Origin of the sequence: Pseudoalteromonas sp. SG44-1 (assembly GCF_014164315.1) — a bacterium.
GTDB lineage: Bacteria > Pseudomonadota > Gammaproteobacteria > Enterobacterales > Alteromonadaceae > Pseudoalteromonas > Pseudoalteromonas rhizosphaerae.
This window is the reverse complement of record NZ_JACJEW010000022.1, coordinates 1-23533: the sequence shown is the minus strand read 5'-3', so window position 1 is coordinate 23533 and position 23533 is coordinate 1. Positions and strand designations below refer to the sequence as shown.

Sequence of the window (23533 nt, the reverse complement as noted above, 5' to 3'; positions counted from 1 at the left end):
TAGCAAACTTCGCCGCAGGGGTTAACTTTGCTGCGATATAAAATGTAATAACCAAAGCTTAAAACAATAAAAAAGGCGCTAATTAAGCGCCTTTCATGTTCTTTGGGCAGAACAATTGCTGTGTTTTATTTATAGCGCAGCGAAAACTTCATCTGTTTTGGCAGCGCAAATAAAATCATTTTTGTGTAAGCCTTTAATTGAATGGCTCCACCACGTTACCGTTACTTTGCCCCACTCTGTTAGCAAGCCCGGGTGATGGCCTTCATCTTCAGCCATATCACCTACTTTATTAGTAAAAGCGATGGCTTGTTTAAAGTTTTTAAATTTATAAACACGCTCTAATTGCATAATACCGTCGCGTACTTCAGGCACCCAATCTGGGATCATTTTAATTAATTCAGCTAACTCGGTATCTGATACTTGTGGAGCGTCTACGTGACAGGCTTCACATTTTTGTGCGCTTAATGATGACATCTTAAATCCTTAACTTGCTAATTTTTCTTTAGGAGGAAATTTTGGGTCATGTAACCCTAATTCTTTTGCTTGCGCAACTAACGCCATAATATCCAGTTGTGAAATATCAAATAAATCATGGATAGAATTAATGGTGTAGTACAAAGGCTGCATAATATCAATTCGGTACGGCGTGCGTAATACATCCAATACATTCATCGGGTTGATCTCGGGCTTATCTGAATACACGTATTGTGTTTCACCTGGACTTGATAAAATACCGCCACCATAAATACGTAGACCATCATCTGTTTGCATTAGGCCAAACTCAACCGTAAACCAATACATACGGGCAAGGTAAACCCGATCTTTTTTCTCGGCAGCGTAACCTAACTGGCCATATTTATGCGTAAACTTGGCAAAATCAGGATTAGTAAGCATTGCACAATGACCAAATATTTCATGAAAAATATCAGGTTCTTGCAGGTAATCAAACTCTTCACGGCTGCGAATAAAGGTTGCGACTGGAAATTGCTTATTTGCTAATAAACGAAAGAATTCATCAAAGTCGATTAAAGCTGGCACAGGCGTAACTTGCCAGCCGGTAGTCGCTAGTAATACTTCATTAAGCTCACTTAACTGCGGAATACGGTCATGAGGCAGGTTTATTTTTTCAAGCCCTTCCATGTATTCATTGCAAGCTTTGCCTGCAATACATTTTAGTTGGCGTGCGACTAGTTCTGACCATATTTTATTTTCTGCTTCGCTCCAATGGATAACGCCATTTTCATCTGGTGTCTTGGAGGTGTATTTACTTGCTTTAGCCATAATAACCTTCTTAGTGTTAAACCGATATCGGTGTCAACCTGTTAAGGAGATACTAAGCAAATGTAAGGCAAAGTTTAATAGCTGAGACAACATCAGCTATTAGCACCAAACCGCCTTTTGTACACCAAACATTACACTTTAAGATCAAAAAGTTTACAGTGCTATTTTTAAAGGGCTAGAAGCAACACAAACCGTAAATATAAAATTACAGACTATGCAATAAAAGTAAAAGCGCGGTTAAGGTCGTTAATTATATCGTTAACATCTTCAAGGCCAACAGATAGTCTGATCAGACCATCGCTAATACCCGCAGCTGCTCTTTCTTCGGGTGAATACGGTGAATGAGTCATCGATGCCGGATGTTGAATGAGTGTTTCGGCGTCTCCTAAACTCACGGCGAGTGTGCACAATTGGGTATTATTAATAAACTGCTCGCCATCTTTTAGGCTGCCTTTTAATTCAAAGGCAATAACGCCACCAGAGGCTTTCATTTGCTTACCGATAAACTTAAACCCTGGGTGAGATGCAAGTCCGGGGTAATAAACGGTATTAACTTGGGGATGCTGCTCTAAAAATTCAGCAATAATTTGCGCACTTTCACAATGACGCTGCATTCGTATCGCTAAGGTTTTTAAACCACGATTAATAAGCCATGCATCGTGTGGACTAATTGTTGCACCAATATCTTTAAGTACGGTCATTTTAATTAATGTAATGTGCTCTTGACTGCCACACACCAAACCTGCCACAACATCACCGTGACCATTTAAATATTTAGTAGCACTGTGAACAATTAAATCAATGCCATAATCAATTGGCTTTTGCAGTAACGGCGTGAGAAAGGTGTTATCTATTACACTGATCAAATTGTGTTGTTTTGCCACTTGTCCTATTAACTCTAAATCAATTACCGCCATAGTTGGATTAACTGGGGTTTCGGCAAAAATCATTTTTGAATTCAGTTTAATTGCATCGCGTAATTGCTGCTCATCGGTCATATCTACAAACGTCACTTCAATCCCCCAACGCGGCAACATATGTGCGAAGAAAGCAAACGTACAGCCATACAAAGCGCTTGATGCGACTAAGTGATCGCCTTGCGATAAAAAACTTAATACCGATGCAGAAACCGCGCCCATTCCTGTGGCTGTTGCTGCAGCGGCTTCGCAACTTTCAAGTTGTGCGACTTTTTGTTCAAGCTCTGTCGTCGTCGGGTTACCTAAACGGGTATAAATATAGCCCGGTTCTTCACCAGCAAAACGTGCTGCACCTTGCGCGGCACTAGTAAAATGAAACGTAGAAGTTTGGTATAAAGGAGCAGTAAGTGCACCATGCGGATCATTGGCTTTTTCTGGTCCATGGATACATTGGCTGTCGATGTGGAGTTTGTTCATTGTCTGATCTTTTTTGATTATTATTGATCCCATAATCAAAACGTATCGCAGGATAAAGCACAAGCATGCCAGATGCTCAGATGGCTATAAATTGGGATGTAGTTAGTACAGTGGCAGTTCACCACTGTACAGATTTATTGTCAGCTCGTTTCTTTCGTGCCAGCTCCTGACGGCGAAGCTTTGCGGCTCATAATTTTGCTGGCAATCAATTGCGCAGTACCTTTAAGCAAGCTGCGCTTATGCTCAAGTCGTGGTAAAGGACGGCTTAGTTCCATCGCTTTATAACCAATGCGTGCGGTAAATATACCCGCGCTTAAGCCTTGTGCTGCACGTCCTGATAATTTACCTAGTAATTCAGCACTGAGCGCTGTAGCAGCTAAATCCGATACTAACTCAGCACTGCCAACAAACATCACTTGCTTGATCAACATACGATAGAGCTTGATCCGGCTAGCATAACCAAATCCGATACCGTAAATCTTACCTATTTGCTCAATCAGTTTTGTGCCCCGCCAAAGCACAGCCATCATATCCACCAGCGCTAATGGACTTAATGCCACTAACAAGCCTGATTCAGTGGCAAAACGGTTGATCAGCTTTTTAGCTTGAGTATCTTGTTTCACTAACAAACTATCGGCGTACAAGGTCATGATCTCTTTATCGCTATGATGGCTATCAATGCTTGCTTTAAACTCATCAAACCCAGTTAACTGCTGATGTTTATTGAGTTTTTCAAGCCAAGGTAGTGCCCCACCAACCTGTTCGCTATTGAGCAAACGATCCGCTTCATGACGATGTAATTGATTGCGCTTTAAGCTGCGCAACATTCTATACTCACGCCATAAGAGCTTGCCTAACAACAACACGCCACTGAGCACTGCAATTAAATATACGCTGCCTAAGATGATGGATTGCTGAAATGTCACAACCATAGAAAATATAAATTCAGCTAACACTAAAGTTATAAAGCTAATCGCAAACACCCCTTTCAGAGTTTGCCATTTTGACTTTTTATAAACAGGGGTTAAATCAATCTCTTCATCTTGGGGCTCATCGATAACGTGCTCATATTCATACTCCCCTTGATCGATCACTTTAGCTGGGGTCAAGGTAAGTTCATTGTCTATTGGCTGTTCACTAGTATCAATACGTCTGCCGGCTTGAAAGCCTGAAGCGGTCTTGCTCATGTTAGTTTGTCTCCTAAAAGGTACTGCATGACATGATCTAAACGAATGTGTTTTAGTTGCTTGTCTGGACTTGGCATTGGTGCAAACGATAAAAACTCAAAACCATGGCTTGGCCACTCATCTTTATTGAGCATGCGCATTGGTGGCTGCGGTGGTAAGTAGGTCAACCATTGCGACTCTGATAACGGCTTACCATAAATACAATTGAGGGTTTTACCTTGCTCAACCACTTGTTTTGGCATGGTTGCCGTAATAGATGACATCGCCATAGTTTCTATTTTAACGCCATCAAATTTTAAGTGATTACTTTGCTCGTGCACTAATGAGTCCAACAACAGCGCTAAATCTTTATGGTGTGCACTACTAATATGATCTGACTTATTCGCAGCAAACAATAGTTTATCTATATTGGGTTTAAACAAGCGTTTCAAAAAGCCAGTTTCGCCATAGTTAAAATGCGCGAGTAATTGTTTGATCACATCCCCTTGCTCTTGCAGCGTCTCAGGCCCTTCATTGAGCGCACTGAGCACATCAACAAGCACTATTTGCCGATCAAAGTTGCGAAAGTGTTGTGTATAAAATGGCTTAACCACTTCTTTCACATAAGCATTAAAGCGCTTTTGCAAGTGCGCCAAGTTAGACCCTGCAACCATCTCATCATTAGCCTGCGCAACTGGGAAAAACAGTAATAACGGTGCACCTTGTAATTCACCTGGCATCAGCATGCGTCCAGGTTGTAGCATCGCCAATTTAGTGTCTTTTTTAAGACTCACTAACAGTGTTTGATAGTGCGTAGCAATCGCGCTTAGCGCACTTTCATCTACTGGTGCTGTTAAATCAAGCTCGCTCAGTGCAGTTAAAAATGCTTGTGCCTTTTCAACCCGAGGAGAGCGCTGTAACAGTGCATATTGCTGCTCACTCCATTGTTGATAGCTTTGCTCTAGCATGGGTAAATCAAGCAGCCACTCACCGGGGTAATCAATAATGTCTAAATACAAGGTTGATTGCGGTGCAAAGTGACCACGTAAGCCTGCGTCACTCCGGTATTTAATTGCTAGACGTAAAGTATTTATGCGCTCGGTTGATGCAGGCCAGTGTGGTTGCCCTTCAAGCGGCAATAAAGCACTCAGGGCTTTAGGGTAATCAAATGTAGGAATGGTCAGCGCTTGTTGCGGCACTATTTTTGTGGCGATATGGCGCTGTTGCTGCATAACATCAAAAAACGGTAAGTTTTTGTCTGTTGCTTGGCTGGTTAAATGCTTTACTAAAGCGGTAATAAAAGCGGTTTTACCACTGCCACTGAGGCCAGTTACCGCTAATTTTACGTGTTGATCTAAACTACGGTGAACAGCTTTTTCAGCCTTACCTTTGAGTTTATTAAAGGCATTTTTTGCAGATGAAGTGTTTATCATAATGAGCTAGCACTTCAGCGCCATTATTAGTTAGGTGGCTAAAGTGCTATTAAGTCCTTTACAGCTTATTGATTTCACGGCTAACCGTAAACTCGGTTGAAGTAACATAACGTTCCATATCTTGTAAACGTATATCAACACGTCCCAAACGGTCTTTTAAATCTTGTAAAGCACGACGTGGTGGCTCACCTTTTTGCCATACTTTAAATTTTACTTCAAGAGGATCTTCGTGTTTTGCCGCATCAGTTTTGCTTTGTGCATTGGCAGGTTTTTTATCTAAAATAAACCACGCTGCGATGTAAGCCACAACAAACAACGGGCCACCAGCTAGTAACACTGCCGTTACTACGATAATACGTACTAACCACAATTCCATATTGAAATAATCACTGAGCCCTGCACATACACCGGCTATTTTACCACGTGCTGGATCTCTTAGCAGTTCACGTTTAGCACTCATACCTTCCGCCTCCACTGCGGGGCCTCTTGATCAAGTAGTGCTTCTAAAGTTTCTACTCGGTCAGCCATTTTATCTGCTTTTTGAGCAAGCTCAAGTAACTGGCGGTGTTCGTGTTCGCTCAAGCCTTGGCTTACTTGCTTTTTACTTCGGTAATGTAAAATTAACCAAAGGGGTGCTACCACAACCATAAAAATGATAATTGGAGCAACAAACACTTCTGCATCAAACATAACCCTCTCCTACACATCCATTAATTTATCAAGCATAGGGGGATGACTCCCCCTTTATTTATTATCTTTATTTATCAGCAAGCTTCTTTTTAAGTGCTGCTAATTCATCATCGATTTTTTCGTTTTGCTGTAACTCAGCAATTTCATCAGCCAATGACTTTTTGCCTAAGTCGTACGATTCTACTTGTGATTCTAGTCCATCAATCTTAGTTTCGTAGCGCTCAAAGCGATTTAATGCATCTTCAACTTTAGAGCTGTCCAATGCTTTTTTCACTTCTAAACGCGACTCAGCTGAGCGTTGACGTAAAATAATCGCTTTTTGACGTGCTTTTGCATCCGCTAACTTGTCTTGTAGCGTACTTACTTCTTGTTGCAGCTTATCAATGTGAGATTCTATGTGACTGAGTTCATCTTCAACAGCAGCAACCGCTTGTGCTGACTTTTGCTTTTCAAGCAATGCAGCACGGGCTAGATCATCACGGTCTTTGCTCAATGCCAGCTCGGCTTTATCTTGCCATTGAGCGACTTGCTCTTTTAATGTATCGACACGACGTACTAATTCTTTTTTCTCTGCTAATGTTTTCGCAGAGGTTGAACGTACTTCAACTAATGTGTCTTCCATCTCTTGGATGATCAGACGTACCATTTTTTCAGGATCTTCTGCTTTATCTAAAATGGCATTGATATTAGAATTAACAATATCTGCAAAACGCGAAAAAATTCCCATAACATTTACCTCTGTAGTGTTTAACTTAATTGGTCTGCTGTTACTGTTACAATATGCTTGCCAACTTTATAAAACATAAAATACAGTAATATTTTCATAATGTTAAACTAAAAATACAAATTCCTTTAGTTCTCCCTAATTATGAAATACACTAACTGTTAGTAAAAATGACTAAGAGTTAGGGAATATGAGCCAATTTCGCCAACAAGATAATTTACTCGGCCAATCAGACAGCTTTTTAGCGGTACTTGATCAAGTTTCACAGCTGGCAAGTTTAGATAAACCAGTACTGATTATTGGTGAACGTGGCACAGGTAAAGAACTGATCGCCGCCCGTTTACACTTTTTATCAAAGCGCTGGGAGCAAAGCTACATTAAGCTCAACTGCGCGGCACTTAACGAAAACTTGCTTGAAAGCGAATTGTTTGGCCATGAAAGTGGTGCCTTTACCGGCGCAAGTAAACGCCACGAAGGACGCTTTGAACGTGCCAATGCCGGTACGCTATTTTTAGACGAACTAGCAAATACCTCTGCCATGGTGCAAGAAAAACTATTACGGGTAATTGAATACGGTGAATTTGAGCGAGTCGGTGGCAAACAAACCGTCAAGGTCGATACTCGCTTAGTCTGCGCAACCAATGAAGACCTTCCTTATTTAGCCGAGCAAGGTGAATTTAGAAGCGATTTACTCGACAGGCTCGCATTTGATGTAATCACTTTACCGCCACTGCGCGAACGTCAGGAAGACATCATGTTACTCGCTGAGCAATTTGCGATGAATATGGCCCGTGATTTGGACTGGCAACTATTCAGTGGTTTCACCCGCAGTGCTGTGGAAATACTGCAAGGGCATGATTGGCCAGGTAATATACGTGAACTTAAAAATGTCGTGGAACGAAGTTTATATCGCCATGGCAGTGAACATATTCCCGTTCACCAGATTATTTTAGACCCATTTGAAAGCCGCTTTAGACCCAAGCAACGAATTAAAAAACTCCCCACTAAAGCCGTAGAAGCAGCTCCTGTTGCAGTTGTCGCCAATGAACCGATAGTTGCAACAAGTACCCCGCAATTTCAGTTTCCATGTAGCTTAAAAGACCTCTCAAATGAATTTGAAATTGATTTAATAAAAAAAGCGCTTGAATATAGTCAATTTAATCAAAAGAAAACTGCAGAAGTACTTGGTTTAACGTATCATCAACTACGAGGCTATTTGAAAAAATACAACTTGTTAGATCAACAATAATAGTCAGAGGCTAAACGAGTGTATAAATTATTACTTGGTATCTTAACGGTATGCCTAACGGGTTGCTTAGATACCAAAGAAAAAACACTAGAAGAAAAGAATCAGGGCTTAGTTTATTGCGCTGAGGCTAACCCTGTGTCGTTCAATCCCCAAGTGACGACCACAGGTTCGACGATCGATATTATTGCAAATCAATTGTATGACCGTTTGATCAGTATCGATCCCGTGACCGCTGAATTTAAAAGTGAACTGGCCACTGACTGGAAAATAAGTAAAGACGGCAAGTCAGTTACCTTTACCTTGCGCAAAGGAGTGAAGTTTCATACTACTGCATACTTTACCCCAAGCAGAGAGTTTAACGCTGATGATGTAATCTTTACCTTTAGCCGTTTATTCGATGTGTATAATCCTTATCACTTTGTTGGGGATGCCAATTACCCTTATTTTCAAAGTGTCGGCATTGACCAGCTAATTCGGCAAATTGTTCGCGTGTCCGACTACCAAGTGCGCTTTGAATTATTTAATGCCGAAAGCAGCTTTTTAGCCAATATGGCAACTGATTTTGCAGTGGTTTTGTCTCGCGAATATGCCATGCAATTAAAACAGCGCGACCAAGTTAATCTTTTTGATCAATACCCTGTTGGTACTGGCCCCTATGTTTATAAAGAGTATCGTCGCGATCACTTAGTACGCTATTATCGTAATCCTGACTATTGGAAACACCATGTAGTGCTGGAGCAGTTGGTTTACGACATCACCCCAAATGGCACCACCCGAATTGCAAAAATGCTCACTAAAGAGTGCGATGTAACCGCACACCCAAGTAGCGCACAGTTAAGTATTTTAGCCCAACGCGACGACATTAACGTACAAAAAGAAACCAATCTTAATGTAGGTTATTGGGCGTTTAATACCGAGCGCCCACCATTTGACGATTTAAGAGTACGTCAAGCACTGGCCCATGCCATTGACGTTGAAAAAATCATGCAAGCAGTTTATTACGGCAACGGTATTCGTGCGCAATCGTTATTACCGCCAACATCATGGGCATATCAACCACAAGCTAAACTACCCGGATTTAACCCTGATCTAGCTAAAAAACTGCTGATTGAGGCTGGCCTTCCTAATGGCTTTGATATGACCATTTGGGCTATGCCAGTGAGCCGAATTTATAATCCTAACGCACGTAAAATGGCCGAGCTAATGCAAAGCGATTTACGAAAAATTGGTGTAAACGTCAGTATCGTTGAGTATGAGTGGAACACCTTTATTCAACGCATAGGTGAACACCGCCATGACAGCGTGTTATTAGGTTGGGCTGCAGATACACCGGATCCAGATAACTTTTTTAGCCCGCTACTCAGTTGTACCGCGGCATTTAGTGGTAAAAACCCTGCGAATTGGTGTGATCCTGAGTTTGACTTACTCTTGACACAAGCGCTTGATACCACCGATTTAGCCAAACGAAAAGCCTATTATCAACAAGCACAAGCGATGATAGTGCGTGAACTACCTTTATTACCACTTGCCCACGGTATGCGGTTTCAAGCAAGTAGTGCCGATGTAGAAGGTATTCCACTTGGCCCATTTGGCGCAATTTCCTTAGCCAACGCGAGGAAAAAATAATGGTGTTAAATTATATTTTACGTCGTTTAGGCTTACTGTTATTTATGATGTTTACCTTGAGTGTATTTACATTTTCACTCAGTTATTTATTTCCTGGCGATCCGCTTAGTAATTTAAGTGGTATCAGTAATACCAGTTTTTCACAAACCAGTGAACTACAAGAAAAATATCACTTTAACGATAATTATTTAATGCAATATTTTGCTTTTATTGCGCGTATTGTGCAAGGCGACTGGGGCGTGTCGTTCGCTTCGGGCGACAGCGTATTTACTCATATTATCGAGCTATTCCCAGCCACGTTAGAGCTGAGTATTTATGCGTTAATTATTTCTGTTGTGGTTGGCGTTCCGGCAGGTATCTTGGCGGCGGCCTATCATCGGCGCTGGCCAGATAAACTGGTTAACTCCACAACGTTAGTAGGCTACTCAATGCCGGTATTTTGGTTAGCTTTGCTGCTGATCATGGTGTTCTCATTACAACTAGGTTGGTTCCCGATGTCAGGGCGAATGGGCTTACTGTACGAGATCCCCTCCCAAACTGGCTTTATTTTGATTGATATTGTATTAGCAGACTTTCCTTATTCTGGTCTGGCTATGCTTGATGCTCTGCATCATTTAACCCTGCCGACCATTGTTCTGGCAATGTACCCAACCACTGTATTAGTGCGCTTTACACGAGAGTCAATGTTGCATGTGCTTGAGCAAAGTTTTATTAAAACTGCCCGAGCCAAAGGCTTAAACCGTGCCCAATTAATTATGCATCATGCCTTACGTAATGCCTTATTACCGGTTATAAAACAAATTGGTTTGCAGTTTAGTACCTTGATCACTCTGGCGATGATCACCGAGGTGATTTTTTCATGGCCAGGTGTTGGCCGTTGGTTAATTGATAGTATTTATCAACGAGACTACCCTGCTATTCAAGGTGGCTTATTAGCGGTATCGATGTTTGTAATTCTGGCGACTATTATTGCAGAATTAACCTATACCTTGTTCGACCCGCTGTCACGGAATCAAGCGCATGGCAAAGTTTAATTTATTTTCAGAAGAGTCAAACAAATCGCCATTAGCGCGATTTTGGCGCAAATTTAAATCCAATCATCCTGCCTTAGTGGGGTTATGGATTTTTATCGCCTTTGCTATTTTAGCTGCGGCTGCGCCACTGATTGCACCATATGGGGTAAACCAGCAACACAGTGATGCGTTACTTATTCCTCCATCGTGGCATGAAATGGGCGATGTACGTTTTATACTCGGTACCGACGACTTAGGGCGTGATGTACTCTCACGGCTTATGAATGGCGCAACCTATACCTTTGGCTTATCAGTCATTGCTGCGCTGATCACCACTATCATAGGTGTGTTAGTGGGCACATTTGCCGGCATTAGCCGAGGTATTCGCTCAAGCTTTTTAAATCATCTACTTGATATAACCTTATCGATACCGTCTTTATTATTAGCGATTATTATTATTGCGATATTAGGCCCAGGCCTGATGAATACCGTGTGGGCGATTATTTTAGCGCTTTTGCCACAATTTATTCATTCTGTGCGTAACCTCATCGTTACTGAGCTTAATAAAGATTACATTACTGCATTTAAACTTGATGGCGCATCGAATTGGCATATTCTCTCCAGAGGGATTTTTCCAAATATTTATGAGCATATTGTGGTTATTTTTACTATGGCATTATCAACCGCTATTTTAGATATTTCCGCTTTGGGCTTTTTAAAACTAGGGGCACAACCACCAACCACAGAGTGGGGTGCAATTTTAGCTGAAAACCTGGGTTTAATTTATTTAGCACCTTGGACCGTTGGCTTACCTGGGGTATTACTCTTTTTAGCGGTGCTGTCGACCAACTTAGTGGGCGACGGGCTACGCCAAGTGCTCAAAGCACGTAAGGCTGACTAAATGCAATTACTTGATATACGAAACTTAACCATAGAGCTGCGCACCTCTGATACTGTTATTCGCGCCGTAGATAGAGTGAACTTGAGCCTCAAAGAAGGTGAAGTACATGCGTTAGTGGGCGAATCTGGCTCAGGTAAAAGCTTAATTGCCAAAGCCATTGTGGGTGTATTAAATAAACGCTGGCACATTACCGCCGACCGAATGCATTGGCGCGGCGTAGATTTAATGCGTCTATCAAACGAACAACGACGTAAAATTGTTGGTAGTGACATCGCAATGATTTATCAAGATCCCAGTCGCTGTCTTGATCCAACCGCAAAAATATTTGAGCAAATAGCCGAAACGCTCCCAGAAATAGCAAACTCCGGGTTTTTCTTAAAGCGAAACCGCGAACGTAAAGACCGAGTTAAAGCGTTGATCCATAAAGTGGGCATTAAAGATCACGAAAAAGTACTATCGAGCTACCCTCACGAGCTCTCAGAAGGCGTTTGTCAAAAGGTCATGATTGCTATGGCCATTGCTCGTACACCTAAGTTACTGATTGCCGATGAACCAACCACCGCGCTGGAAAGTACCACCCGCGCGCAAGTATTTCGGTTATTAAAAAGTTTAAATCAACTTAAAAACATGTCAATTTTAATGATCTCCCATGAACTTGAAGAAATCATTAATTGGTCCCATGGTATGCATGTACTTTACTGCGGGCAAATGGTTGAAGCAGGTCCAACCCAGCGTATTTTTGCCCAGCCTCGCCACCCCTATACGCAAGCATTATTAAAAAGCTTACCGGATTATGAGCAAGGGCTTGCCCATAAAGAACCTTTTTATGCACTAAAAGGTACAATCCCAACCTTGCAGCATTTGCCTATAGGATGTCGCCTTGGTCCTCGCTGTCCGCAGGCACAAAAAGCTTGTGTAGTAACACCGCCTTTAACTAAACAACATGGTCATAGTTATGCGTGTCATTTTCCATTGATTAAGGTGATGAAATAATGCAACCTCTGTTAAAAGTGCAAGCCTTGTCAAAAAGCTTTAACCTGCGTGCTGGGTTATTTTCACGTAAGCGTTTTGAGGTATTAAAAAACATCTCGTTTTGTTTAGAGCAAGGTGAAACACTGGCTATTATTGGCGAAACTGGCTCTGGTAAAAGTACCCTAGCAAAATTACTCGCTGGAGCAGACAGCGCAGATGCTGGGCAAATCCTACTCGATGGCAACATCATCGAAAACAAAGGCGTTCGCGATCAGCAATGCCGCCATATTAGAATGATTTTTCAAGACTCCGAAGCCTCGCTAAACCCAGGTTTAACGATCGGCGATATGCTCGACGATTGCCTGCAATATAATACTTCTTTGGATAAAGTAACTCGCGCTGAAAAAATCACCGCAACACTGTCTAAAGTAGGTTTATTAAACGACCATCAGTATTACTACCCACATATGTTTAGTGGCGGTCAGCTGCAACGTGTCGCTCTAGCACGTGCATTAATACTCGACCCTAAGGTTGTGGTACTTGATGAAGCATTATCGTCTCTGGACCCTTCTGTACGTGCACAAACCGTCAACCTGCTACTCAAGCTTCAACAGGACACGGGTCTCAGTTATATCTTGATCACTCACCACTTAAGTTTAGTACGCCACATCAGCGATCAACTTGTAGTACTCGATCACGGTGAAATTGTTGAATACGGTAGAACCGAGGATGTATTCCAAAAGCCAAAATCAAAAGTCACTCAGAAGTTGTTGAGTTGCTAAAAAAAGGTTCTAGGTTCTAGGAAAAGCCAGAGCAGTTAAGGGATATATATCTATCGCTGTTTGTGGTTAAAAAACGAAAGCCAATAGTAAAGCGGATTTATCAACCGCTTTATGCGAAATGAGAACATCGTATTTGGGATAGTGCTTACGTTTAACTCAGAAATAGTAGGTTCTGGAAAAATAGAACCTTAATCAACTCCAAACAGTCTGAAAAATCATCTATTTGTTGGCTTGGTTGGAAACAGGTTCTTGGTGATTACTAAAATAACGCCGAACACTTCCGCTAATGTACCACCCATATATAAATTTAACGACCATTCATCAAAAGCCAGCCAACCAAATCCTACGCAAAAAAATATAATATTCATCACGATAAGTTGGCCTATAAGTATTTTAATAAACCAATTGGCATAGGATTTTTTTAATTCTCTATCTGCTTTTGAATCTTCAACTTTCTCTGAAACTAAAGGATCTGTCGGGGTAGTTTTACTTTTATCTTGCAGGCTCGCTTTTATTAACGATGCTAAATTTCCCTTTTCTTGTACCGTCATTATAAAAGCCTCAATGCTTTTAATCTATGCTTAAGCGCTTCATGAGAAACCCCGAAATACATTGCTAAATTAAAATGATTTTTACCTGAACGCAATAATTTTTTTAAAATTGCTTCAGGCATTAATAAGTTAGCTGCGAACTGATTTGCAAATATTTCATCAGCATCAGTTCCGTTTGAAGCATTTGGGCCTCTTAAGTCAACATACTCATATTCAAGGCTTTCATCGTTAGACTCAATCCTGGAAACGTAATGACCTAATTCATGTGCGCAGGTAAATCGTTTTCGGTTACTGTGATCAGCATGATGTAAAGCGATGATCGGATCAGCACCAGCCTCTTTAATCAAGGCGCCGGAAACACTAGGTGGGAGTTCTGTATCCAAAACTTGTAATCCCATTTTTTTAGCTATCGAGACAGGATCAACAGGAAAGTCCTGATTAAGCCAAAGTGTTTCAAGTACTTTGTTAGCTTCAGTTTGTGGATTCAAGTTCATATAATTTCCTCAACTAGAAATTTCTGTTGTGTTTATACAGATAAAAGCAAAAAAACGTCAATTGCACTGATAATATATACAGTAGTTAATATTCAGTTTTTTACCAACATACATTTTAACACTATCACATAATTCTTAGTGTGTTTTTCTGCCATTCTAATATCAATAATAATTGTCACAACTGCTATTTAAAACTTCACAGGCGCAAAGGCTTTCGTTGCACGCTACCCAATTTTGTAAACTAAACTCGAACCTAGCACCTTTAACCTAGTACCTTTAGCCTTTAACCTTTCACCTTTCACCTAGTACCTATATATTCTACCCACAAAAAAAGCGCCATTAGGCGCTTTTTTAGGTTTGCTTAATTAACTATTACTCTGTGGCGGCTTGCGCTTTAGGTAAGTTTAATTCTGCATTTGCTTTTAAAGCTTCAATGAATACCATGTAGTTTTTGTTAACTTGGGTCATAGTAATATTTTGCTTAAGTTGCGCTTCAATTTCACCTTCAACAGTGGCGTTAGTCACGGCTTTTAAGGCTACAATTGCGGCATCACCGTTATTTAATTCAACTTTTTCAACTACTGGTGTGTCACCAGTTGGGTGTGCCATTTTAAAGGCATGTTGAACGATTGCAGGCGAAACAGTGTAAGCTTGACGAGTTAGTGCCGCTTCTTGACGAAGTTCTAAGCTTTGCTCAGTTACTAGGTCATTTAAGCTCTTGCCAGCTTCAATTTCAGCATATAGTGTTGTTGCTTTTTCTTTCGCAAGCTCTGATGCTTTATCACTAACTAAACGTGCTTTAATTTGCTCTGATACATCAGCAAGTGCTTTTGTTGCAGCTGGTACATGCTCTTTAACACGCACTAACACAACATGCTCATCGCCCACTTCGATAACTTCAGAGTTCATTTTATCTTCAAGCACATCTGGTGAGAATATTGCAGCTAATACCGCTGGTGTATTAAGCGGCGCAGGTAGAGAATTACGGTCAACTAATGCTGTTGTTTGTACTTCAACACCGGCAACTTCTGCAGCATCAACTAAGGTATCTGAAATTTCAAATGCAATAGCGCCCATTTCTGTTTGCTTTTCATAGAATGCATTTACTTTTTCAGTACGCTCAAGATCAGCACGTAAATCAGCTTTAACAGTGTCATACGCTTTTACTTGTTGGCTCTGAATATCAGTTAACTGAATAATATGGTAACCAAACTCAGATTGTACAACGTCTGAAAAATCCCCTTTATTTGCTAATGCGAATGCCGCATCTTCAAAAGCAGGATCCATCATGTCACGTTCGATCCAATCTAAGTCACCACCCATTTCAGCACTAACAGTATCATCAGATGATGATTCTGCTAATGCCGCAAAATCACCGCCTTGTTGTAATTGTGCTAACAAGTCTTCTGCTTTGGCTTTTGCTGCATCATCGTCTTCACTGTTATCAATTAAGATATGCGATACACGGCGTTTTTCAGGTTCGACGTATTGTGCTTTGTTTTGATCATAATATGCTTTAACGTCTGCTTCGCTAACATGAGTTTCAAGTGTTAAGTTAGCTGCATTTAAATCAATGTAGTTTACTGATACTTGCTCTGGCGCTAAAAACTGCGACATATTTAGATCATAGTAATCGGCAATTTCTTGCTCTGTTACTGTCACGTTTTGCTGTAAAGACTCTTTGCTGATCACGACATAGTCAATACTGCGCGTTTGCTGTTGTAGCGCAACGGCATTAGTCAGTTCGCTATTTAGAGCAAAATCGGTACCTGCAACCGCTGAAATTAGCTGGCTACGAGTCATTTCTTCACGTAAATATTCACGAAATGCGTCAGGTTGAAAGTTCATTTGACGGATAACTTGTAAGTAACGATCGTTGTTAAATTGCCCACCAATTTGGAAGTATGGCAATTCTAAAATCGCTTTACGAACACTGTCGTCACTAACACGTAAGCCAAGTTCGGCCGCTAGTTGAGTTTGCAATTCTTGTTGTACTAGACGGTCAACGACGCCTTGACGAATTTGTGCCATATAAGTTGGATCAGCAGCAATTTGTGCAAAGTATTCGCCAAATTGTTGCTCTAAACGTGCACGTTCGTTTTGGAACGCACGGCTAAACTCGGTTTGGCTTATTTTAACTCCATTTACTTCAGCTACGGGCTGCTCTGTGGTTTGACCTAAGTAACCACCGATCCCTGCTAAGGCAAAAGATAAAATCACCGCGCCTAAAATAATTTTAGCTACCGGTCCTTGTGAACCTTCTCTGATTTTCTCAAGCATTTATTTATCTCTATTCTATTCGAGGCAGAAATCGCCTTGCTTATGTAAAAAAAGCGTATCTTACCAGATACGCTTTTTTACTTGAAGCAGTTGGCGAGAAAGAACGTTAATTAAGCTGTAAAAGCGATTAACTTCTTACACTACCAAACTAACTCACTAAAGAGCAGTGATTAGCTGTTACATGCATCTTTAAGCGCTTTACCTGCTTTAAAAGCTGGGATAGTCGCTGCAGCGATTTGAATTGTTTCGCCAGTTTGTGGGTTACGGCCTGAACGTGCAGCACGTTCACGTACTGAGAAAGTACCGAAACCAACCAATGCTACTGAATCGCCATCTTTAAGAGCGCCAGAAACAGCCTCGATGAATGAATCAAGTGCACGACCCGCAGCCGCTTTAGAAATGTCAGCATCAGCTGCGATTTGATCGATTAATTGAGATTTATTCACAATATCATCCTCTTTCATTGTTATTATCAAGAGCGATTGTTTTTTAAACTAACATCACTATTTTGAAAATTTTAGAGCAAACTTTTTCATGCTCATACGATTGTAATTTTTCTTCAGCCTAGGCCACATAAGGCCTCGGCTTGAAAACCAGTGCTTAACTTATCATACCATCTAGATTTGAAAAGCCCTTTAAAGCACTTTTTTTCGCTTTTTTACTGGTTTTTTGATGTTTCGACTGAAAAACTCTCAACTGGGTGTACTAAAGCCAGTTTTAAAACCTCATCAATCCACGTAACTGGGTGAATATCAAGTCCTGCCAATACATTGTCAGGGATCTCTTTTAAGTCACGTTCGTTAATTTTTGGAATAATGACCGTTTTAATTCCACCGCGATGAGCGGCTAATAGTTTCTCTTTTAAGCCACCAATTGGTAATACTTCACCACGTAAGGTGATTTCGCCCGTCATCGCCACATCAGCACGTACCGGGTTACCTGTAAGACTTGATACCAAACCTGTTACCATCGCGGCGCCAGCACTTGGTCCATCTTTTGGAGTTGCCCCCTCAGGTACGTGAACGTGAATATCACGTTTTTCGTAAAAATCACTGTTAATACGAAATGCATCAGCGCGATTACGTACAACTGTCATAGCTGCTTGAATCGACTCTTGCATTACATCGCCTAGTGACCCGGTGTAGCTTAGTTTACCTTTGCCTGGTACTGCGGCACATTCGATGGTCAGCAAATCACCGCCCACTTCAGTCCACGCTAAACCTGTAACTTGGCCAATGCGATCGCCGTCTTCAGCTTTACCATAATCATAGCGCTGCACACCTAAGAAATCTTCAAGGTTGTCAGCGTTAATAGTGACTGTTTTAGTGCCTTTTTCAAGCAAGATATTCTTCACCGCTTTACGGCATAACTTAGATATTTCGCGTTCTAAGTTACGTACGCCCGCTTCACGGGTGTAATAACGAATAATGCCGATGATTGCACTGTCTTCGATGATTAATTCGCCATCTTTTAAGCCATTGCGTTTAACTTGTTTAACAATTAAATGCTCTTTGGCAATATTCAGCTTTTCATCTTCGGTATAACCCGATAACCGGATCACTTCCATCCGATCCAATAACGGACCAGGAATGTTAAAGCTGTTTGATGTAGCAACAAACATTACGTCAGATAAGTCATAATCGACTTCTAAGTAATGATCCGCAAAATGGCTATTTTGCTCAGGATCAAGTACTTCAAGCAGTGCCGATGCAGGATCGCCACGCATATCTGATGACATTTTGTCGATTTCATCTAACAAGAATAATGGATTTTTAACGCCCACTTTACTCATGTTTTGAATCAACTTACCTGGCATTGAACCTATGTAAGTACGACGGTGACCACGAATTTCTGCTTCATCACGAACACCACCTAGTGCCATACGAATATACTTACGCCCTGTCGAGCGAGCAATCGATTGACCTAATGACGTTTTACCAACACCTGGTGGACCCACAAGGCACAAAATTGGTCCTTTGAGTTTATTGGTACGCTGTTGCACGGCGAGATATTCAATGATGCGTTCTTTGACTTTATCAAGACCATGATGGTCGCTGTCTAAAATCTTTTGTGCGCCCGCTAAGTCTTTTTTCACTTTCGAACGTTTTTTCCATGGCACATTAATTAATGTGTCTATGTATGAACGTACAACCGTGGCTTCTGCCGACATAGGCGACATCATTTTAAGCTTAGCAAGTTCAGAGTTCGCTTTTTCTTGTGCGTCATTGCTCATACCTGATTCTTCAATGCGCTTTTTCAGTGCTTCGAATTCATCTGGTACGTCGTCAAGCTCGCCTAATTCTTTTTGAATGGCTTTCATTTGCTCATTGAGGTAATACTCACGTTGCGACTTTTCCATCTGCTTTTTAACGCGGGTACGAATTTTTTTCTCAACTTGCAATAAGTCGATTTCACCTTCCATCAACGCCATTAAATATTCAAGACGTTCTGTAACATTGGTGATTTCGAGTACTTTTTGCTTTTCAGGCACTTTCAGCGGCATGTGCGCTGCCATAGTATCGGCAAGGCGCGGCGCTTCATCAATGCCACTGACCGAGGTTAACACCTCTGGTGGTATTTTTTTATTTAGCTTTACATAGCCTTCAAACTGACTGATGGCACTGCGAATAAATACATCTTGCTCTTGCTCATCGATTTCTTCTGAACCAATAAACTGCGCATTAGCAACAAAAAAGTCTTCATTATCAATAAAGCTTTCTAGTTTTGCTCGCTGTGTGCCTTCAACCAGTACTTTGACTGTGCCATCAGGAAGTTTAAGCAATTGTAATACCGTGGCTATGGTACCAACACGGTAAATATCATCTTGCTCAGGCTCATCCACGGTCGCGTCTTTTTGCGCAACAAGGAAAATTTGTTTGTCTTTATCCATTGCCGCTTCAAGGCATTTTATTGATTTTTCACGGCCTACAAAAAGCGGGATCACCATGTGCGGATATACCACGACATCGCGCAGTGCTAGCACCGGGATTTCGACTCGATCTGTTCTCTCAAGCGTCATTATTTTTCTCTTCGCTCTTCATTTATTTTAAAGATTACTCAAGTATATGGGGATAACCTAAGTAAAGTTCAACAATTTAACGCAACTGGATTAAATAAATTATAAAAAAAGGAGCACTAGGCTCCTTTTTATTATCAAAATGAGTAAATTTTACTCAGACGCTGCTTTATCTTGGCTAGCGCTTTGATAAATCAAAATAGGATCTGATTCACCTTTGATCACGGTTTCGTCAATCACTACTTTGCTGACGTTTTCCATTGAAGGAAGTTCGTACATAGTATCAAGTAACACCGCTTCAACGATTGAACGAAGACCACGGGCACCTGTTTTACGCTCCATCGCTTTATGAGCGATAGCACGCAGTGCGTCATCACGGAATTCAAGTTCAACGTCTTCCATACCAAATAATGCGCCGTACTGTTTCGTTAAGGCGTTTTTAGGCTCATTTAATATTTGCACTAAAGCCGACTCATCGAGTTCAGTTAACGTTGCCACAACAGGTAAACGACCGATGAATTCTGGGATCAAACCATATTTCACTAAATCTTCTGGCTCAACATCTTTAAATGTTTCACTTAAAGAACGGCTCGCCGCAGATTCTTTTACGTTAACCCCAAAACCGATACCGGTATTTTTATGGCTACGCTGCTCAATCACTTTATCAAGACCAGAGAATGCGCCACCACAGATGAATAAAATTTTAGAGGTGTCTACCTGTAAAAACTCTTGCTGTGGGTGTTTACGTCCGCCTTGTGGTGGCACAGATGCCACAGTACCTTCAATTAGTTTAAGCAGTGCTTGTTGCACGCCCTCACCAGATACATCACGAGTGATCGACGGGTTATCAGATTTACGTGAAATTTTGTCAATCTCATCAATGTAAACAATACCACGTTGCGCTTTTTCTACATCGTAATCACATTTTTGTAGCAACTTTTGAATGATGTTTTCAACATCTTCGCCCACATAACCAGCTTCAGTTAGTGTGGTTGCATCGGCCATTGTAAACGGCACATCTAATAAACGCGCTAACGTTTCAGCTAATAATGTTTTACCACTGCCGGTTGGGCCAATAAGTAAGATATTACTTTTGCCTAACTCAATATCCGTTTTACCGGTTTGATTACGCAAACGTTTGTAGTGATTGTAAACCGCTACTGACAGTACTTTTTTGGCGTGATCTTGACCAATAACATAATCATCTAAATGATTACGAATTTCTTTTGGTGCAGGCAGTTTATCAGAGGTATTGTGCTTTGGCGCAATGTCTTTGATCTCTTCCCTGATAATGTCGTTGCATAGCTCAACACATTCATCACAAATGTATACTGAAGGGCCAGCAATTAACTTACGAACTTCATGCTGGCTTTTGCCACAAAAAGAGCAGTATAACAATTTATTACTTTTGTCGCCGTCTGTAGGAGTGTCAGACATTCAGCTACCTCATCTTATTCGTTGGCTGCCAAACTACTTAGCAGCTATTTTAATACGCTTAACTATACCAAAAAATATTGGTTTTCACAGTGTAAACAGCTCAAGCTAGCACCGTTAGTTACCAGCTTGTATTTGTTACTTGCTGTCGCGACTAGTAAATACCGCATCAACTAAACCATAATCAACAGCTTGGCTGGCGCTCATGAAGTTATCACGGTCTGTATCTTTTGAAATCACATCTAATGGTTGGCCGGTATGCTCTGCCATTAAACGGTTTAGTTTATCTTTAATAGACAAAATTTCTTTGGCGTGTATTTCAAAATCAGATGCTTGACCTTGGAAACCGCCTAATGGTTGGTGGATCATCACGCGTGAATTAGGTAAACAATAACGTTTGCCTTTTGCACCAGCAGTCAATAAAAATGCTCCCATGCTCGCCGCTTGGCCAACACAAATAGTGCTTACATCTGGTTTAATGAAATTCATAGTGTCATAAATCGCCATACCCGCAGTCACTGAACCGCCTGGCGAATTAATATATAAAAAGATGTCTTTTTCTGGGTTTTCTGATTCTAAAAATAGCATTTGCGCTAAGATCAGATTAGCCATGTTGTCTTCAACTTGACCTGTTAAAAAAATGATTCGCTCTTTTAATAGTCTCGAATAAATATCATACGAGCGCTCGCCTTTCGCTGTTTGTTCAACAACCATAGGTACTAATGCATTGAGTGGATCTGTAATACCAGTGTTCATATTTATCTAATTCCTTATGCGCTTATACTTATCCTTATTATAAGGAAGCATAGTTATTTTTTGGCGAAATTGAAGGCCACAAACTAAAATGGCTCGGGCACACTGCATAATACAGAGTAACACGAGCCATTTAATCGTTAGCGAGGGCTTAAGTCAATGACTTATTAAGCACCTTGCTGTGGATTCATGATGTCATCAAATGCTTTTTCAACGTCAGTCACATTTGCTTTAGCTAAAATAGCTTCAACAGCTTGCTCTTCCATTGCTACATTACGCATTTGTTGCATAAGTTGATCATTTGCTTTGTAGTATTCTACAACTTCAGTTGGATCTTCGTATGCAGAAGCCACTGTTGCAATTAATGCTTCAACTTTTGAATCATCAACTTTGATCTCGTTCGCTTTAATTACTTCACCTAATAATAGGCCAGTCTTAACGCGTGTTACTGCTTGTTCATGGAACAACTCTGCTGGAAGCTCAGGCATGTTTTTAGCGTCGCCACCAAAACGTTGTGCAGCTTGTTGACGTAGTGCATCAATTTCTTGATCTACTAGGGCTTTAGGCACGTCGATTTCGTTGTTAGCTAAAAGACCTTTAATTGCTTGGTCTTTCACGTTAGCTTTAACCGCTTGGTCAAGTTCACGTGTCATGTTCTTTTTAACTTCTTCTTTAAGAGCGTCAACACCGCCTTCAGTTACACCAAACTTAGTTGCGAATTCTTCGCTAAGTTCAGGTAGCTCTTGCGCTTCAACTTTCTTCACTGTGATAGTGAATTGAGCTGCTTTGCCTTTAAGATTTTCAGCATGGTAATCTTCAGGGAAAGTTACGTCAGAAACAACTTCTTCGCCTGCTTTTTTACCTACGATGTTATCTTCAAAACCTGGGATCATACGACCTTGACCAAGTTCTAATGGGAAGTCTTCAGCTTTTCCGCCTTCGAATACTTCACCGTCGATAGTACCTACGAAATCAACCGTTACACGGTCTTTTTCGCCAGCAGCTACATCAACTTCAGCCCATGATGCATGTTGCTTACGAAGTGTTTCTAGCATGTTTGCTAAATCTTCGTCAGTTACAGTTGCTGCTGGTTTTTCTACAGTGATTTTATCTAAACCTTGAACTTCAACTTCAGGGTAAACTTCAAATGTTGCAGAAAATTCTAAATCTTTACCTGCTTCAAGTGCTTTAGGAGCAAATGTTGGTGCGCCAGCAGGGTTAATTTTTTCAGCTACGATAGCTTCATAAAAATTACGTTGCATTACTTCGCCAGCAACTTCCTGACGAACTGCGCCACCGTAACGTTTGTTGATTACAGACGTTGGTACTTTACCAGGACGGAAACCATCAATACGCTGGGTTTTAGACAGTTGTTGTAAGCGTTTTTTTACTTCGGTCTCAACGTTCTCTGCAGGAACGGTGATGGTCAGACGGCGCTCAAGGCCTTGAGTCGTCTCAACAGAAACTTGCATGATATACCTCAATCTTCAATTTTGGCGACTGTTCGCCTTCCTTACAAACACGGTAATCACTATGCGTTTTGGCACGTTTAAAGTCATTAAAGCGACTTATCAACCCCATCTTCACTATAAGATACCAATGCTGCTCTGCCCTTCGGGCACTATGTTAAACAATAGACGCGGCATTATAACCTAATATTTATGATAGTCGAGTCTAGGGGGCAATTATTTGGTCAGATAGCGGATTAAGCAAGCATAGCGGATAAAAAGTAGGCGTTTAAGTTAGCAAGTTAGCAAGTTAGCAAGTTAGCAAG

Annotated in this window: 22 protein-coding genes; 6 read left to right on the top strand and 16 right to left on the bottom strand. The window is 41.1% G+C overall.

Going from position 1 to position 23533, the window contains the following annotated elements:
• Window positions 1–129: 129 nt before the first annotated feature.
• The 8 genes from H5187_RS11740 to pspA all read right to left on the bottom strand — a co-directional run bounded on the left by H5187_RS11740 (window position 130) and on the right by pspA (window position 6691).
• Entirely contained in the window at window positions 130–474 is a 345-nt protein-coding gene (locus H5187_RS11740; protein WP_149980747.1) for a 4a-hydroxytetrahydrobiopterin dehydratase, read from the bottom strand.
• A 9-nt stretch (window positions 475–483) separates the two neighbouring features.
• Complete coding sequence (gene phhA, locus H5187_RS11735) at window positions 484–1281, bottom strand: phenylalanine 4-monooxygenase (RefSeq protein WP_145241432.1); 798 nt, start codon at window positions 1279–1281, stop codon at window positions 484–486.
• A 212-nt stretch (window positions 1282–1493) separates the two neighbouring features.
• Window positions 1494–2675, bottom strand: coding sequence for a methionine gamma-lyase (megL, locus tag H5187_RS11730; protein ID WP_182797894.1), 1182 nt, complete (start codon window positions 2673–2675; stop codon window positions 1494–1496).
• A gap of 140 nt (window positions 2676–2815) precedes the next feature.
• Window positions 2816–3862, bottom strand: a complete 1047-nt coding sequence (locus H5187_RS11725) for a TIGR01620 family protein (RefSeq protein ID WP_182732486.1) — start codon at window positions 3860–3862, stop codon at window positions 2816–2818.
• Window positions 3859–5274 (bottom strand): YcjX family protein, encoded by a 1416-nt coding sequence (locus tag H5187_RS11720; RefSeq protein ID WP_220493271.1) that lies wholly within the window; start codon window positions 5272–5274, stop codon window positions 3859–3861. Before H5187_RS11720 ends, H5187_RS11725 begins: the two co-directional genes overlap by 4 nt.
• A 58-nt stretch (window positions 5275–5332) precedes the next feature.
• A complete protein-coding gene (pspC, locus tag H5187_RS11715; RefSeq protein WP_145241438.1) occupies window positions 5333–5734 on the bottom strand; it encodes an envelope stress response membrane protein PspC in 402 nt (133 codons plus the stop codon).
• Window positions 5731–5964 (bottom strand): envelope stress response membrane protein PspB, encoded by a 234-nt coding sequence (gene pspB / locus H5187_RS11710; RefSeq protein WP_145241440.1) that lies wholly within the window; start codon window positions 5962–5964, stop codon window positions 5731–5733. The genes pspC and pspB overlap by 4 nt, the downstream gene beginning before the upstream one ends.
• A gap of 67 nt (window positions 5965–6031) precedes the next feature.
• The gene (pspA, locus tag H5187_RS11705) at window positions 6032–6691 is read right to left on the bottom strand and encodes a phage shock protein PspA (RefSeq protein ID WP_145241442.1); all 660 of its coding nucleotides are present in this window, start codon (window positions 6689–6691) and stop codon (window positions 6032–6034) included.
• 187 nt (window positions 6692–6878) lie between these two features.
• Here pspA and pspF point away from each other — a divergent pair, with 187 nt between their 5' ends.
• Genes pspF through H5187_RS11675 form a run of 6 tightly spaced genes read left to right on the top strand, consistent with a single transcriptional unit; the run spans window position 6879 to window position 13231 of the window.
• Window positions 6879–7937: a phage shock protein operon transcriptional activator gene (pspF, locus tag H5187_RS11700; RefSeq protein WP_145241444.1), complete on the top strand. Its 1059-nt coding sequence runs from the start codon at window positions 6879–6881 to the stop codon at window positions 7935–7937.
• Between the two features lie 18 nt (window positions 7938–7955).
• Window positions 7956–9563, top strand: a complete 1608-nt coding sequence (locus tag H5187_RS11695) for an ABC transporter substrate-binding protein (RefSeq protein WP_145241446.1) — start codon at window positions 7956–7958, stop codon at window positions 9561–9563.
• Window positions 9563–10597 carry an ABC transporter permease subunit gene (locus tag H5187_RS11690; protein ID WP_145241448.1) on the top strand — a complete coding sequence of 345 codons (1035 nt, stop codon included), beginning with the start codon at window positions 9563–9565 and terminating at the stop codon, window positions 10595–10597. The genes H5187_RS11695 and H5187_RS11690 overlap by 1 nt, the downstream gene beginning before the upstream one ends.
• Window positions 10584–11477, top strand: a complete 894-nt coding sequence (locus H5187_RS11685; protein ID WP_145241450.1) for an ABC transporter permease subunit — start codon at window positions 10584–10586, stop codon at window positions 11475–11477. Before H5187_RS11690 ends, H5187_RS11685 begins: the two co-directional genes overlap by 14 nt.
• Window positions 11478–12470, top strand: coding sequence for an oligopeptide/dipeptide ABC transporter ATP-binding protein (locus H5187_RS11680; RefSeq protein WP_182761441.1), 993 nt, complete (start codon window positions 11478–11480; stop codon window positions 12468–12470).
• Window positions 12470–13231, top strand: a complete 762-nt coding sequence (locus H5187_RS11675) for an ATP-binding cassette domain-containing protein (protein WP_149980752.1) — start codon at window positions 12470–12472, stop codon at window positions 13229–13231. Before H5187_RS11680 ends, H5187_RS11675 begins: the two co-directional genes overlap by 1 nt.
• 215 nt (window positions 13232–13446) lie before the next feature.
• Here H5187_RS11675 and H5187_RS11670 read toward each other — a convergent pair whose 3' ends face one another.
• The 8 genes from H5187_RS11670 to tig form a co-directional block, all read right to left on the bottom strand.
• The gene (locus H5187_RS11670) at window positions 13447–13782 is read right to left on the bottom strand and encodes a hypothetical protein (RefSeq protein ID WP_182785218.1); all 336 of its coding nucleotides are present in this window, start codon (window positions 13780–13782) and stop codon (window positions 13447–13449) included.
• Window positions 13782–14276, bottom strand: coding sequence for an ImmA/IrrE family metallo-endopeptidase (locus H5187_RS11665; RefSeq protein WP_149980754.1), 495 nt, complete (start codon window positions 14274–14276; stop codon window positions 13782–13784). The genes H5187_RS11670 and H5187_RS11665 overlap by 1 nt, the downstream gene beginning before the upstream one ends.
• Before the next feature lie 372 nt (window positions 14277–14648).
• A complete protein-coding gene (gene ppiD / locus H5187_RS11660; RefSeq protein WP_182794731.1) occupies window positions 14649–16556 on the bottom strand; it encodes a peptidylprolyl isomerase in 1908 nt (635 codons plus the stop codon).
• A gap of 170 nt (window positions 16557–16726) precedes the next feature.
• Entirely contained in the window at window positions 16727–17029 is a 303-nt protein-coding gene (locus H5187_RS11655; protein WP_301562686.1) for an HU family DNA-binding protein, read from the bottom strand.
• A 185-nt stretch (window positions 17030–17214) separates the two neighbouring features.
• The gene (gene lon, locus H5187_RS11650) at window positions 17215–19575 is read right to left on the bottom strand and encodes an endopeptidase La (RefSeq protein WP_145241462.1); all 2361 of its coding nucleotides are present in this window, start codon (window positions 19573–19575) and stop codon (window positions 17215–17217) included.
• Between the two features lie 150 nt (window positions 19576–19725).
• The gene (clpX, locus tag H5187_RS11645; RefSeq protein ID WP_145241464.1) at window positions 19726–21009 is read right to left on the bottom strand and encodes an ATP-dependent protease ATP-binding subunit ClpX; all 1284 of its coding nucleotides are present in this window, start codon (window positions 21007–21009) and stop codon (window positions 19726–19728) included.
• 135 nt (window positions 21010–21144) lie between these two features.
• A complete protein-coding gene (gene clpP, locus H5187_RS11640) occupies window positions 21145–21762 on the bottom strand; it encodes an ATP-dependent Clp endopeptidase proteolytic subunit ClpP (RefSeq protein WP_145241466.1) in 618 nt (205 codons plus the stop codon).
• A gap of 164 nt (window positions 21763–21926) precedes the next feature.
• Window positions 21927–23231: a trigger factor gene (gene tig, locus H5187_RS11635; RefSeq protein WP_182794732.1), complete on the bottom strand. Its 1305-nt coding sequence runs from the start codon at window positions 23229–23231 to the stop codon at window positions 21927–21929.
• Between the last annotated feature and the right edge of the window lie 302 nt (window positions 23232–23533).

Coding starts and splice junctions, on each gene's coding strand:
- H5187_RS11740 (WP_149980747.1), bottom strand. CDS start 474: ATGTCATCATTAAGCGCACAAAAATGTGAAGCCTGTCACGTAGACGCT.
- phhA (WP_145241432.1), bottom strand. CDS start 1,281: ATGGCTAAAGCAAGTAAATACACCTCCAAGACACCAGATGAAAATGGC.
- megL (WP_182797894.1), bottom strand. CDS start 2,675: ATGAACAAACTCCACATCGACAGCCAATGTATCCATGGACCAGAAAAA.
- H5187_RS11725 (WP_182732486.1), bottom strand. CDS start 3,862: ATGAGCAAGACCGCTTCAGGCTTTCAAGCCGGCAGACGTATTGATACT.
- H5187_RS11720 (WP_220493271.1), bottom strand. CDS start 5,274: ATGATAAACACTTCATCTGCAAAAAATGCCTTTAATAAACTCAAAGGT.
- pspC (WP_145241438.1), bottom strand. CDS start 5,734: ATGAGTGCTAAACGTGAACTGCTAAGAGATCCAGCACGTGGTAAAATA.
- pspB (WP_145241440.1), bottom strand. CDS start 5,964: ATGTTTGATGCAGAAGTGTTTGTTGCTCCAATTATCATTTTTATGGTT.
- pspA (WP_145241442.1), bottom strand. CDS start 6,691: ATGGGAATTTTTTCGCGTTTTGCAGATATTGTTAATTCTAATATCAAT.
- pspF (WP_145241444.1), top strand. CDS start 6,879: ATGAGCCAATTTCGCCAACAAGATAATTTACTCGGCCAATCAGACAGC.
- H5187_RS11690 (WP_145241448.1), top strand. CDS start 9,563: ATGGTGTTAAATTATATTTTACGTCGTTTAGGCTTACTGTTATTTATG.
- H5187_RS11685 (WP_145241450.1), top strand. CDS start 10,584: ATGGCAAAGTTTAATTTATTTTCAGAAGAGTCAAACAAATCGCCATTA.
- H5187_RS11680 (WP_182761441.1), top strand. CDS start 11,478: ATGCAATTACTTGATATACGAAACTTAACCATAGAGCTGCGCACCTCT.
- H5187_RS11675 (WP_149980752.1), top strand. CDS start 12,470: ATGCAACCTCTGTTAAAAGTGCAAGCCTTGTCAAAAAGCTTTAACCTG.
- H5187_RS11670 (WP_182785218.1), bottom strand. CDS start 13,782: ATGACGGTACAAGAAAAGGGAAATTTAGCATCGTTAATAAAAGCGAGC.
- H5187_RS11665 (WP_149980754.1), bottom strand. CDS start 14,276: ATGAACTTGAATCCACAAACTGAAGCTAACAAAGTACTTGAAACACTT.
- ppiD (WP_182794731.1), bottom strand. CDS start 16,556: ATGCTTGAGAAAATCAGAGAAGGTTCACAAGGACCGGTAGCTAAAATT.
- lon (WP_145241462.1), bottom strand. CDS start 19,575: ATGACGCTTGAGAGAACAGATCGAGTCGAAATCCCGGTGCTAGCACTG.
- clpX (WP_145241464.1), bottom strand. CDS start 21,009: ATGTCTGACACTCCTACAGACGGCGACAAAAGTAATAAATTGTTATAC.
- clpP (WP_145241466.1), bottom strand. CDS start 21,762: ATGAACACTGGTATTACAGATCCACTCAATGCATTAGTACCTATGGTT.
- tig (WP_182794732.1), bottom strand. CDS start 23,231: ATGCAAGTTTCTGTTGAGACGACTCAAGGCCTTGAGCGCCGTCTGACC.